The following is a 13,329-nucleotide window of genomic DNA, read 5'->3' as shown; positions in this document are numbered from 1 at the left end:
CCCACAGAACTTAGCATGCCTCCCGGTTCTTTGGTAGCCTAAAGACGGCTCTCAAACTTCGTAACTCACTTTGCCATGCTTGCTCGCCCGGCTGATGCGATCCAAGCTGTACAGTCCGGCCAAGACGAATTCGATACAGGATGCCCGTATGGCAGGGTGTGAGGAGGCATTTACCTCAAAGGCGGCTTCCCACACGGGTGGGACATGCTTAAGCCGCTCCGCGTAATGTTCGCTGGGTAGTAGATCTCCCACCTCGATGCGAACCCCCTTATTGAAAATCTCGGCGATCGGTTCCATGCCGTGTTGGTCGACGTATTGCTCGAACACTGTCCGGATGGCGCTGGCGATGAGAGCATCCAAAATCTTGCGTTCGCTCATCTGATGGGAACCCATCAAATCGACTTCGAGTTTCCCTAGAGCGGAGGTGTAAAGGTGCCCCAAATCACTGATGCGGGGGACGGCGAGCGCTTCCCCGAGCAACACCGCTCGGTGCCGTGCGGATGCAATCATCGTTCGGTAATTCGCCAACGAGAAACGAGCCGAGACCCCGGAAGCTTGATCGACATACTTCGATTTCCGTGCCTGTGTCGTGATTTCCTCGATGATCTCCATCATGAAATAGGGGACTTGGACGGGGTAATCGCCATCGAGCGGGATCCCCGCCTCCTGCTTCAAGATCTCGATCCCCTGCTCCCGCTCGGCAGGATAGTGGGTCTGGATGATCGACCCAATCCGATCCTTCAACTGGGGAATCACCTTTCCGCTCCGGTTGTAGGTACTGGGGTTGGCAGAAAAAAGGATGAAAATATCGAGATCGAATCGAATCGGGTAACCTCGGATTTGAACGTCTCGCTCTTCGAGGATGTTGAACAACCCGACCTGGACCAAATCGTCGAGCTCCGGCAACTCATTCATGGCGAAAATTCCGCGATGCATTCTCGGAATCAATCCAAAGTACAACGCATCCTCCGAACTCATGCTTACCCCGCCGGTCAATTTCGAAGGATCGATCTCGCCGATTACATCCGCGAACTTGGTCCCAGGAGCCAAACGCTCCACGTACCGATCCGATCGATGCCACCAACCAATGGGAACTTCGTGCTCGGACAAGGTTTCTATGGCCCGTTTCCCTGCCGCCGTGATGGGATGGTAGGGATCCTCGTGAAGCGGCAAATTGGGCAAATCGATATAAGGAATGAATTCGTCGAGAAACCGCACGAGGGTTCGCATCAGCCGGCTCTTGGCCTGCCCTTTCTCCCCTAAAAAGAGCAAATCGTGCCCTGCGAGCAAGGCGATGTTGAGCTCCGGAACCACCGTGTCGTCGTACCCGACAATCCCAGGATAAAGAGGTTCACCGGAAGAAAGCATGATTAAAAAATTGCTGCGTATCTCCTCCTTGACGCTACGGCTCTTCCAACCGCTCGCGCGGAGCTCAGCAAGATTTTTCGGGAGAGATGTGATTTCCATAGCAATCGCAGTTGAAGGAGTCGCGTATCAGGTTGAGATCATTTTCCACCGCTCTGATTATAGCGCACGGACAAGAAGGCTGGCTCGCCTGGATGGAATGCCGGATAATGTCTCGCAGTCGGATGCGATGCTTTTCAGTCGAACGCGTCCCGGCACCATCCATCCGACGCGTCTCAAGATTGAGTAAGGGATTGCAACTTTATGGCCCTCACGACCTCCCAAATCATCGACTCGCTGAACGAACCGCAACGGCAGGCGGTGACGCACATCGAAGGACCGCTTTTGACCCTGGCCGGCCCCGGGAGCGGCAAAACACGCGTCGTCACGCATCGCATTGCATACATGCTCGATCAAGGTGTCTCGCCCTACTCAATCCTCGCATTGACCTTCACCAACAAAGCGGCGCGCGAGATGAAAGCGCGCCTCGACCGTATGGTCGATGATTGCCCGGTCTGGATGGGAACATTCCACGGCTACTGCGCGCGATTTCTACGGCGCTTTGGCGAAATGGTTGGCATCGCGCCGAACTTTACCATCTTCGACACCGACGACTCAAAAAATGCTCTCAAGAAAGCGATCGAACAAGCGAACGTGTCTCTCACGCACTTGAACCAAGGGGACATCGGGCGACGCATCGGCGCATTGAAAAACAAAGCGATCTCCCCTGAGATCTTCGAAGGAACCGTGCGCGGAGACCACGATCGTATCATCAGTAAAGTCTACCCCATCTACCAAAAACTCCTTCGCCAATTCAACGCCGTCGACTTCGACGATTTGTTGATGCACACGGCCAACATCCTTCGCTCCAACCCCGACCTCCGATCGGACTTGGACGCAAAACATCGCTACATCCTGGTGGATGAATACCAAGACACCAACCTTGCTCAGTACTTGATCGTTCGCGGTCTCTCGATCGATCACCCGAATCTGAATGTCACCGGTGATCCAGACCAATCGATTTACAGTTGGCGCGGAGCGGATATCTCGAACATCTTGAGCTTCGAGAAGGATTATCCTCAGTCGAGTACCGTCCGATTGGAACACAACTACCGCAGCACCCCCCAAATCCTCTCTGTCGCAGATAGCTTGATCTCATGCAACACGCGGCGCAAAGCGAAAGTGCTGAAGCCGACTTGCGAATCGGGTGCATCGGTTCGTTTTTGTACCTATCGCAGCGATCGCGAGGAGGCGGACGATATCGCGCGGCATATTGCGATGGAAATTTTGGAGAACGGCGCAAAAGCCAAAGACTTCGCGGTCCTCTACCGAACCAACGCGCAGTCGCGGCTCATGGAGCAAGCACTCTTGCGATGCAAATTGAATTACCAACTCATTGGTGGCTTCCGTTTCTACCATCGTGAAGAAATCAAAGACATACTCGCCTATCTACGCTTGGTCCATAATCCGACCGACGATGTTGCGTTCGATCGGGTTGTCAATGTCCCGACGCGCGGGCTTGGGGATAAGTCGCTCGAGAAAGTGCGAGATCTCGCTCGTCAACGGGAGATCCCCATGTTGGTCGCCTTGCGCGCGACCATTGAACGGGGGGTACTCAGCAAGAAGGCCGCATCGGGAGCGGATAAATTCCTGAAGACTTATGACAAAATGGTGCACCTGTCGTCGGGGCCGCTGGTCGCGGTGATCGACTGCATGCTCCAGGAAACGGACTACATTCAATACCTCACGGCTCGCAAATCCGAGACCCCCGACGAGAGTATCATCGGTAACATCAATGAACTCCGGGCGGATGCCGCACAAGCGGATAGCGAATCGGAGGATGGCAATACGATGGAACGATTTCTAGAACAAGTCACGTTGATCGCCGATGCGGATGGTCTCGAGGACTCGGACAACAAAGTCACCTTGATGACCCTCCATGCGGCAAAGGGGCTAGAGTTTGAAAATGTCTTCGTCATCGCGGTCGAACATGGGATCCTGCCTCACATCCGCGCCATGGATGATCCCTCTCAATTAGAAGAAGAGCGACGGTTGCTTTTCGTCGGAATCACACGGGCCAAACGTTGGTTGCAGCTCAGCATGGCCAAACAGCGGGGATTCAGCAACGCGCGCGTCGGGTCCGCTAGCCAGTTTGCCATGGAGTTGCCTCGAGCGGAACTCGAAATGATCGATCGCACCGATGTCGACGCCTTCAATATTTCCTTCATGGACGAGATCGATCAACGCTCCGAAGAAGACCCTTGGATCGATGAATTCGAGCCCTCTGAAAAACCAACAAAGAAACCGTCGAAGCCGATGGGGAAGAAAACAGTGCTCCTCTCTTGCGATGAGTGGAATCAAGACGATGGTGGAAGCGAATTTGTCCCAGATGCCGCTCCCATGGAAGAACCCAGTCCGGAACCGTCCGAAACAGGAAACGCCGTGTTGCAAAAGCTGCGGGGAAAACTGGGGCTACCAAACTTAAAATCCGGCTCCCATTTTCAAACCATTACGACCAAAGAAGGGGTCGAAGTGGGGTTGTTCGAACAAGGCTCTATCGTTCGACATCCGGAATATGGAATCGGGCAAGTCGCGTCGGTAGATGGCCATGGCGCCCGTCGCATGGCTCGCGTCTCGTTTGAAAACGGGGAACTGCGAAGCTTCCAACTCAGCAAGTCTCCGCTGCAGCTCATTGAACCCTAGTCGACGCTTGCCAATTGGAAAATCCATTCATCCCTTTGGTTGGCCCGAATCGATTGTTGCGACTCACTCGTGCTGGACATCACGATGGCCGGCGACTGATCGCCAAAAGGCCGAGGAAGGTGAAGAGACCGTTGATCGGGAGCGTTTCAAACCCAATCTCGTAACCCCCAAATAATGTCTTGCTATAGACGCTCAGCAAATACGCACATACCGCAGCGACAATGCAGACCACTGGAACAAGCGGTTCGTATACCATCCTCTTGGTAAAGAGTCCGAACGCGAATAGTCCCAGCAATGGGCCATACGTGATCGCAGCGAGACGATAAAGGAGCGTGATGATGGAGTCGTTCTGCTGGGAATAAAACCACATCACCAATCCAAAGAAGAGGACTGCGATTGAAGCATGAACCCATTTGCGTACCCGGCTCTGCTTCTCGTTGCTCCATCCACGCTCTCGGATGCCAATCAAATCAATGCAGGTACTCGCGGTCAGCGCGGTCAACGCCCCGTCGGCGCTCGGAAAGAGCGCACTGATCAATCCGATGATGAACACCAGCCCTAACCAAGCAGGGAAATACTGCAGCGCTAAAGTAGGATACAGGTCATCGCTTTTCGCGGGGAGTTTGATCCCCATCTGTTCAGCCTTGAGATACAGCAAAGCACCCAGAAACAAGAACAGCAAATTGGTGATGACCAGAACAATACTGAAGACGCGCATGTTCTTTTGGGCATCGGAGAGAGTGCGGACACTCAAGTTCTTTTGCATCATCTCTTGATCGAGGCCTGTCATCACGATGGTCACAAAGATCCCACTGATGACTTGTTTGAAAAAGAACAAACGGTCCTTGTAGTCCCAATTAAAAATTGTCGCCATTCCGCTCTCGCGAAGACGCGTGGACCAGTCGCTCATCTGGGGATCGTACAGGATGTACAGAATGGTCCCCACCAGCGCACCGAGCATGAACAGTGTTTGTAGTGTGTCGGTCCAGACAATCGTCTTGACCCCTCCCTGCAGCGTATACAGGAATATCATGAGCAAGACGGCGAAGGCGGTCACCATGAAAGGGACCCCCATCGACTCGAGCACGAAAACATGGATCACATTGAGCACGACATAGATGCGGACCGTCGCTCCCAGCAGTCGACTCAGGATGAATATAGCGCTCCCAGTCCGATAACTAACGTTCCCCAATCGCTCTCGGAGATAGCCATAAATGCTCGTCAGTTCCAATCGGTAATACAGCGGTAAAAGAACTCCCGCGATAATCCAATAGCCGACGACGAATCCGAGAATCATCTGCAGGTAGTTCCAGCTTTCTTTGGCAACGCTACCTGGCACGCTGACAAACGTGACCCCGCTGAGGGATGTCCCGACCATCCCAAAGGCGACGACCCACCAAAGGCTTTTGCGTTCGCCGCTGTAGAAGGCGTGTTCCCCCGCTCCGCGCGCGGTATACCAAGCAATCGCCAGAAGGACGCCAAAGTACCCGAAGACGACAACGAGCAGTAAAGTTGGACTCATGGATGAACTCAAAAGGATCGAAGCTGCATAGTGGCAACCGGGGCATTATGCCGGATCGAGCACGCAGCGCCCATTCTCACCCCCGTAATTCGATCGCTTGCGCTTGGGATTATTCGGATGTTTTCGAATCCCGAAACCTCTCCGTGGACATCCCGGCCCCCAAGAAGAAGCTCGGGTGGGGAGGTTGATTGTACCCTGCATTTTGCCAAACCACGCTCAATCGATACTGGGAATCGTGCATCAACGTGGGGAGGCGGATCGTGGTGGGATGGGGGGTACTGTAAATCCGCAACTCCCGACTGTCAGACGTGCGGGCTACCAATTCCTCACGCCAGTCTCCCAGAATGTCGGCGGACAAGCAGGGGTTGGCTTTGGATCCATTGTTGGCAATCAGCCCCATTTCGCGCCCCGAGAACAAGGGTACCTCGCGCGCCTCGCGATAATCCCATTTCGCTATATCCACACCGTTGAGCAGCTCACGCAACAAATCGCCATCCCACCAAATTCCGAAATTGGTAGAACGAGGGGCTGCGCCGATGTTCTTGCCGCTGCTACTGAAGGCGTTCCTCAAGCCGCCCCAGACTTCGACGCCTGGATGCCGAGGATCGATGTCAGCGGCCATGCCTCTCCCGACGTCTCGCCCTATTGCATCGCGGAAGATCACGGCTCCATCCTTCGCAGAAAAGAGAGTTACGCCGGGGCGCGCAGCGTCTCCCTTCTCGTTCTCGTGAATGCTCCACACTTCCAACCCTGGACGAGCAGGGTCGATATCGGTGACATGCAAGGCATCTCCGTGGCCGAAGCCAGTCGAATACAGCCCCCTGCCATCGTCATCGATCGCACAAGCCCCGTAAATGATCTCATCCTTGCCATCTTGATCGATGTCAGCGACCGAAAGGCTATGGTTCCCTTGTCCGCGATAGGCTTCATTCCCCGGAGTCCCATCGTCGGAATCGAACACCCATCTCGACTGGAGATTCCCGTCGCGATAATCCCAGGCCGCTAGCACCGATCGAGTGTAATAGCCGCGGCACATCACGATGCTCGGCCGTTCGCCGTCCAAATAGGCGATACCGGCCAAGTATCTTTCGGATCGATTGCCGTAGTCGTCTCCCCATGCACGCACATTTCCACGCGCGGGAATGTAGTCGTGAGACGCCAACGCCGCTCCCGTTTGGCCATCAAAAACCGTAAGAAACTCGGGACCGGCAAGAATCGTTCCCGCTTGCCTTCCTTCTTGAGTCCGATGGTCGGCCGTCGCATCGCCTAACACATTTCCTTTTCCGTCGCGTGTTCCATCGGCTGTCTTGCAAACAACTTCGGCGCGACCATCGCCATCCAAATCGTAGACCAAGAACGCCGTGTAGTGTGCACCCTCACGAATGTTCTTGCCGAGATGGATGGCCCATAGGAGCGTTCCGTCCAGCTTGTAAGCATGCAAGATCGGTTCGGTTGTAAACCCACCCTGCGAGTTATCGCGTCCTTGACCCACCATGTGCACGACCCATTCGTACTGACCATCGCCATCCAAATCGCCTACTGAGGTGTCATTGGCGTGGTAGCCCTCTGGAGGCTGCAAGGGTATCGCAATGTAGCCGATCGATTGGTTCGCGCGACTAAGTTTGGTAGACGCGAGCGGAGGGGATGAAGCATCGGCGGATGCTCGCAAAGAATAAGTCACCGCGTCGGTCGTGTTCCAGTTCGAATCACGAAACCAAGTCGGACCCAGAGGATCGTGTCCCTCCACCAACTCGGGCTCTCGATCGTCGACCGTGCGGAACAAAAAGAACTTGGATTCCATCGATTCGCTTGACAGCAGCCTCCAACTCACCACAGCGCTGGAATCGGAATCGAAGAATGCGACGAAGCCACGGTCTAACGATTCCTGTTGCCGAGGTTGTGGAGATTGGCCCCAGGTGCAACGCGGCGTGGTAAGCCCCACACAGAGCGCCGCGACAACGACGGCGCCCGCTGCGCTGTATTTTCTTTGGAACATGTTCAAGTCCCTGGTTTAGAAACCGTGCATCAATCGTCTTGAGGATACCCGCGTCTTGAGGATACCCGATTGTACACCAGCGACCTGCATGGCATTTCTCAAGCGGTATCTGGCAACATCGCCCTGCATATAGGGAGTTAATCGGGCTGGAACGAAGTCCGTCAAAAACTTTTTGCAAATTGCTTGACTCGGCTAATTGAACTGGTGTACTATTGAGCTAGTTCACTAGTGCTGCATTTTACGCAGGAGTCGAATGATGTTTTTCTCGATCGATGCCAACAATGGCGTGGCGATCTATGAGCAGATTGTGCGGCAGGTCAAATTCGCTGTCGCCGAAGAATCGCTTCGTCCTGGCCAGCTTCTGCCCAGCGTGCGAAGTTTGAGTGTGGAGTTGGCTCTCAATCCCAACACGATTGCCAGAGCCTACCAGCAGCTTCAAAGTGAGGGAATTCTCGAGTCGCTCCGGGGGCGTGGATTGGTCGTTTGCCAAGGAGCCCCGAAGATTTGTCGCAGCGATCGCAAGACGATCATCGCGGACCGGCTTCGGGCGGTACTGACTGAAGCGTTGCACGGTGGGCTGTCCGGAGTTGAGATCGAAGAGATCGTCCGGAAGCAGCTTAAGCAGCTGGTGCCTACGGTTCAAACCATCGCTTCCTTATCGGCGAGCGAGACGGCCTCCTAGCCCTTCGGGGTGTGGCTTTTCTAAACACATCTATTCAATGGCCCATCACTCTCAGATGAGGAACAGGACGATGACCGACTGTATTGTTGCCGAAGGTTTGGAGATGCACTTCCGGGGGTGCGATGCGCTGCGAGGCGTCGATTTGAACGTCCCGCATGGCTCCGTCTTTGCATTGCTGGGTGAGAACGGAGCGGGAAAAACGACCTTCATTCGGATTCTCACCGGTTATCAGATTCCCAGCAGCGGACGCTGTACGATCCTTGGTCTCAATCCGGTGAAGGATGCGTTGGAGATTCGCCGCCGCGTCGGCTATGTCTCCGACGCACCTGCTTTGTACGATTGGATGCGCATCGATGAGATTGGCTGGTTCGCCTCGTCGTTTTACCCCGCGGGGTTTCTCGATCGTTTTCGGGAATCGATCGTCCGTTACGAACTCCCATCGGATCGCAAAATCAAACATTTGAGCAAAGGGCAGCGCGCGAAGGTGGCGTTATCCCTCGCGGTTGCCCATGACCCCGAGTTGCTCATCTTGGACGAGCCTACCTCGGGCTTGGATCCTCTCGTACGACGCGAATTCATGGAGAGCATGGTCGAGCGAGCTGCGAGCGGCAAAACGGTTCTTCTATCCAGCCACCAGATCAGCGAAGTGGAGCGGGTGGCGGATTACATCGCGATCTTGCATCAAGGAAAAGTTCGCTTGGTCAGCAATCTGGCCTCCCTTCGCGAGAGTGTCAGTGAAGTGACGCTTTCGATCCATGATCCTCTTACAACCCTTCCGCTTCTTTCCGAGCCTGCGGAAGTCTTAAGCGAGCAGAAGACCGGGCGTCAGATCCGATGGGTTGTCCGGGGGTGGAGCGACACGTTGCACCAAGCGGTTGCAGGCTGGCCGGGAGTCGCCGGAATTCGCGCGCGCCCTGCGACCCTTGAAGAAGTCTTCGTAGCGTGCACGCGAGGGTCCGAAGGGGCGAAGCGTTCTGCGAATGCGTTAACACAGACTAGCCCTGTTAACGCCATTGCGGAATCGATCTCGGACGTCGATTCGGAACAATCCGACCGCCACGCTTCGTAACCATCACCCAAAACAACGAGGTCAATCATGAATACCTATTCGGGTGCTGATGCCACGACGATTCGTTCGAGCAATCAACCAACCGCGACACGATGGAGTCCTCAAACATGGTCTTCCATGCCGTGGCGACTGTTTTGGAAGGAGTTTCGTCAGATATTGCCTCTCCTATGGGCCTTGATAGCTGTTGGTGCAATGCTCCAGCTGATCGGAGCAATTCACGCAGCGCTCAATCCAGGATTGTCGAATACAGCGCTCCATCAAGCGGCTTTGGTGCTGATGCCTTCACTGTTTGCTGTAGGTGCCGGTGCGATGTTGATCGGGCAAGAAAAGGAGCTTCGCACTCTTTCCTGGCTTAGTTCGTTGCCCATCTCGGCGCCGCGCATTGTGATGACAAAGTTCGTTAGCGGCTTGGTGGGGTTGATCCTTTGTTGGATAGGTTGTCTTCTCAGTGCAGCGATTGCCAGCCCCGATATTTTCGACAATCGAATCCATACCGGGCTCTATGAAAGCATCGGAAACCTGGGAATAAAGTACTTTGTAAATTCACTCTTCCTCTTGGTTGCGAGCATGGTGAGCGGATGGATTTTCAAAACGGCCTGGGTCGCTCTGGTGATGATGATTCCCTTCGCAATTCTACCTGTTTTCGTCATCGCGATGGTGGTTACCTCACGTACTGGCGAAGTCTGGATGCAGTCACCCCTAGGCGCTGGTTTGGTTTATCTGGGATCCGCTATCGTCCTGATCCTGCTCGGAAGAGTTTGGGGCCGGAACTCTTTTGTTTCGGCGCCGAACAGATGGTTCGGGCAATTCACCTATCACGCACCCTCTCGAATTCGGATGCAAACGATCACGGACGAGTGGCGTCCGCTCCCTGTCGCTCCGAGCTTGCTTTGGCAGATCGGTTGGCAGAACCGAATGCTCTGGGTGAGTATTGTGTTCATCGTCCTATCCTTTTTCTCCGCATTTATTCTGGCGTGGGAGAAGGATGGTGGATTGGCTGGGATACTAGTTGTACCGAACTTTATCGTCTTCACGTGGTTGGGGGCCTCGACCTTCGGCAGCGATGGGAGCAACAAACGGATTCAGTTTCTGGCTGACCGAGGCGTTGCACCGGGAGTGATTTGGTGGACGCGGCAATTCTTTCCTCTGTGCATTGTGATCGTCGGGTTTGGTTCCTTGTTGCTGGCATGGTTTCTATTAACCGGGCCGAACGGGCGCAGTTCACGAGGTCTGGCTCCTTTTCCCATGTTTGTTTTTCTGGGGGGGATGTTCGCGATTTACAGCGCGACGCAGTGGGTATCGCAGATCTTTCGTAGCTCGCTTTTGAATATGTGCGTCGCCCCTGCGGTAGGAGTGGGGACCATGGCCGCCTTGGCTTTCGCGTTCAGCACATTAGGAACAGGATATCTATGGCTGATCCCTTCCGTGCTGATCCTGTTCTTTGCCAGTCGTGCGATGATGCGACCGTGGATGGATGCCCGTTACACCACGCGCACCTATCTGCAGCACGCGGGCTTTGGTTTGTTGGCGTGTGTTATTCCTGCCATTCCGTTTATGACCACGGTGTTGACGTACCCCTCTATCTCCAACGAGGCGTCTCGAGAGCTTACGGAACTCGCACGGCGAACGCCTGTGATCCGCGCCAATAGTACGATCCAATGGAACTCTCTTGGACGATCGCCCACACCGGAGTCCATGCCAGAAATGGGAGGAGCGGGATTGGGAGGAGATGTCTTGGAAGGAGAAGGTTCCGAGGTCGCACTGGTTCAGCCACCGAGCAAACCTGACCCTATCGATTGGGACAAGCGAATCGATTCGCACGTGGAGAGCTTGTTAGATCTCTATTCGACTCCCAGCTTTCGCCCTCAGATTCCGTACTACTATATCCAGAGCTGGATCGCGACATTGAGACGCACTTCGCGTGTGTTGGCTGACAACCCGCCGGAAGACCGAATCGGGGTGGAAACCGAACGCTACCAACAGGTGATGACGCTCCTCTTGCATATCGCCACGAGCCACCGGGAACAAACGGAACTCGTGAGTCAGGAACTGGCTGATCAAGTGGAGCGCGCCATGGTTCGCGAGATCGCGGATCCCGCGAATCGCTCACTGCTCGACAAGGCCTTGCTCGAATCGGTACTGCGGGAACTTGGAGATAAAGCAGGCCGGCAAGAGGCTCGACTGAAGGCATTGGCGGTGTCTTGGGATCAAGCCATGGCGAATCGAGTCCGTTCACGACGAGATTCACATGGGTGGCGAGATTCACTTGGGTGGAGGGTCAATGACTTTACCGAAGTGGGTGGGATTGAAATACCACAGATTCAGACAACAGCTCTGCTGTCAGCAGAACTGGTGCGCAAGAGACGGGTCGGACTGGCGGTGGAGAGACTCTATCGATTCCTGAAGTCAGGGAACCGTTCCCCTGCCAACTCCGAATTTCAAGCGTACCAGGAATTCTGGAAAACGGGACATACTCCCGACCTTTCCTATTACGAGCCGATTCCCATCTCGCGAGGATCGGTTGGCTCCCTTTGGTTTGGCGATTGGGAAAACACCGCCGAGGCCTTTGCAAAAGATCTACAGGAGACATTGCCATGAGACGTAAGCAACGAAGTGGATTCCTGTCGTGGAAGATTTGGGTCGGTATCGCTGCAACTCCGCTCGCGGTCGCGCTCATGGCTGCCCTTGCGCTGGGACTCTACGAGTGGCGGGCCGCTTCCGATCTCCAGAAGAAGATTGCATCGTACCAACAAACGGGTGAACCCTACGATGACGCGTCGCTCGATTCCTGGTATCAGGCGGGCACCCATAAAGAGGGAACGCAAGCTTGGCTAGACGTCATCTCCGCGATGCAAATATCCAGCGTCGCTCAAGATCTGCCCATCCTCGGAAGCGACCACCCATTGCCCTTCGAACTTCGTTCAGGCGCGGAGTGGGGGGATGCCGAAAACGTGGCAGGATTCCTCTCTCTTATGAAGCCCGTACGAGCACAAATCTTGGAGGCATTGAAGTTTCCGAAGCCTGTGTACTTTCCTATCGAGTTTCACGGAGTGGACACACTTTTGGTTCATTTGCAGGAAGCGAGGTCGATTTCTCGGCTGCTGATGCTCGATTTTGAATACGCCTATTACACCGGGGATACGCATCGGGCTATGGAGGACTTGGATGCGATGCTAGGAATTTCCAAGGTCTTCGATTCGCCGGGTTTTCTAATCTCAGAACTAATTACTGCTGCGCTGAGAGGTATGTACACCGAGTCCATCCTTCGTTCATTAACCCACAATCAATGGAACGAAGCGGATCTGGAGAAACTTCTTTCCGATCTGAAATCACCCCATTACACACCGGAGCGATGGAAGAACAGCATCCACGGGGAGCGTGCGTTGAGCGGGACATTCTCGTCTCGTGAGTGGCGCGCAGGCGAGCAAATGGCCCTCACTCTTTTTCCATTGACTCCTAGCGGCCGACTGAAGCATTTGAACTGGATGGATGAAGTTGCGGGACTGCATCGAGTCCCTCTCGCATCGCTGAAAACGGCAGGTAGGGAACTGAACGAACGGATCCGAGATCATATGTCTGGGCCCAGTTTCGATGGTTCGGCCGTCTATATGGGGATGGTTTTCCCTGCGGTGGAATCGGTGGCGAACGCCTTTGTTCGAACCGAAAATACTCGGCAATGGGCACGCGTGGCAGTAGCGATTCGGTTGTATAAGCTTCGCAAGCAGCAGTGGCCGACGAGCCTCTCCGATCTGCACGACGTCGACCTGGGACCGGCCGACGTGCAACTCGTGGAAGGGGGACGCTACGGATACGAAGTAGAAGATGGAACAGCCTATCTATGGACCACAGACTTTGGTACGGGCAATCTCAGTCCGCAGCGGCCCGTTGAAGTACATAAGGATGATGAAAACGGCAAGCCGTCGAATCTCGTCATCCTGCGCTAGGTCGATGTC

8 protein-coding genes are annotated in these 13,329 nt (G+C 54.7%); 5 read left to right on the top strand and 3 right to left on the bottom strand.

The window, feature by feature from the left end:
- Window positions 1–51 precede the first annotated feature (51 nt).
- Window positions 52–1,467 carry a magnesium chelatase gene (locus VN12_RS10735; RefSeq protein ID WP_146676796.1) on the bottom strand — a complete coding sequence of 472 codons (1,416 nt, stop codon included), beginning with the start codon at window positions 1,465–1,467 and terminating at the stop codon, window positions 52–54.
- 201 nt (window positions 1,468–1,668) lie between these two features.
- On the opposite strand from VN12_RS10735, the gene VN12_RS10730 reads away from it, so the two are divergent.
- Entirely contained in the window at window positions 1,669–4,107 is a 2,439-nt protein-coding gene (locus tag VN12_RS10730; protein ID WP_146676795.1) for an ATP-dependent helicase, read from the top strand.
- 79 nt (window positions 4,108–4,186) lie between these two features.
- Here VN12_RS10730 and VN12_RS10725 read toward each other — a convergent pair whose 3' ends face one another.
- Window positions 4,187–5,629 carry a sodium:solute symporter gene (locus tag VN12_RS10725; protein WP_146676794.1) on the bottom strand — a complete coding sequence of 481 codons (1,443 nt, stop codon included), beginning with the start codon at window positions 5,627–5,629 and terminating at the stop codon, window positions 4,187–4,189.
- Between the two features lie 109 nt (window positions 5,630–5,738).
- Window positions 5,739–7,625: a rhamnogalacturonan lyase gene (locus VN12_RS10720; protein WP_205855246.1), complete on the bottom strand. Its 1,887-nt coding sequence runs from the start codon at window positions 7,623–7,625 to the stop codon at window positions 5,739–5,741.
- A 256-nt stretch (window positions 7,626–7,881) separates the two neighbouring features.
- On the opposite strand from VN12_RS10720, the gene VN12_RS10715 reads away from it, so the two are divergent.
- The 4 genes from VN12_RS10715 to VN12_RS10700 all read left to right on the top strand — a co-directional run bounded on the left by VN12_RS10715 (window position 7,882) and on the right by VN12_RS10700 (window position 13,320).
- The gene (locus VN12_RS10715; protein ID WP_146679878.1) at window positions 7,882–8,307 is read left to right on the top strand and encodes a GntR family transcriptional regulator; all 426 of its coding nucleotides are present in this window, start codon (window positions 7,882–7,884) and stop codon (window positions 8,305–8,307) included.
- A gap of 70 nt (window positions 8,308–8,377) precedes the next feature.
- Entirely contained in the window at window positions 8,378–9,376 is a 999-nt protein-coding gene (locus VN12_RS10710; protein WP_146676793.1) for an ABC transporter ATP-binding protein, read from the top strand.
- Window positions 9,377–9,403: 27 nt separating this feature from the next.
- The gene (locus VN12_RS10705; protein ID WP_146676792.1) at window positions 9,404–11,974 is read left to right on the top strand and encodes an ABC transporter permease; all 2,571 of its coding nucleotides are present in this window, start codon (window positions 9,404–9,406) and stop codon (window positions 11,972–11,974) included.
- Window positions 11,971–13,320: a hypothetical protein gene (locus VN12_RS10700; protein WP_146676791.1), complete on the top strand. Its 1,350-nt coding sequence runs from the start codon at window positions 11,971–11,973 to the stop codon at window positions 13,318–13,320. The genes VN12_RS10705 and VN12_RS10700 overlap by 4 nt, the downstream gene beginning before the upstream one ends.
- Window positions 13,321–13,329 lie beyond the last annotated feature (9 nt).

Origin of the sequence: Pirellula sp. SH-Sr6A (genome assembly GCF_001610875.1) — a bacterium.
Taxonomy (GTDB): Bacteria; Planctomycetota; Planctomycetia; order Pirellulales; family Pirellulaceae; genus JBKCUI01.
The sequence above is the reverse complement of the archived record's forward strand: the minus strand, read 5'-3'. Positions and strand labels throughout refer to the sequence as shown.

Coding starts and splice junctions, on each gene's coding strand:
- VN12_RS10725 (WP_146676794.1), bottom strand. CDS start 5,629: ATGAGTCCAACTTTACTGCTCGTTGTCGTCTTCGGGTACTTTGGCGTC.
- VN12_RS10715 (WP_146679878.1), top strand. CDS start 7,882: ATGTTTTTCTCGATCGATGCCAACAATGGCGTGGCGATCTATGAGCAG.
- VN12_RS10730 (WP_146676795.1), top strand. CDS start 1,669: ATGGCCCTCACGACCTCCCAAATCATCGACTCGCTGAACGAACCGCAA.
- VN12_RS10720 (WP_205855246.1), bottom strand. CDS start 7,625: ATGTTCCAAAGAAAATACAGCGCAGCGGGCGCCGTCGTTGTCGCGGCG.
- VN12_RS10705 (WP_146676792.1), top strand. CDS start 9,404: ATGAATACCTATTCGGGTGCTGATGCCACGACGATTCGTTCGAGCAAT.
- VN12_RS10735 (WP_146676796.1), bottom strand. CDS start 1,467: ATGGAAATCACATCTCTCCCGAAAAATCTTGCTGAGCTCCGCGCGAGC.
- VN12_RS10700 (WP_146676791.1), top strand. CDS start 11,971: ATGAGACGTAAGCAACGAAGTGGATTCCTGTCGTGGAAGATTTGGGTC.
- VN12_RS10710 (WP_146676793.1), top strand. CDS start 8,378: ATGACCGACTGTATTGTTGCCGAAGGTTTGGAGATGCACTTCCGGGGG.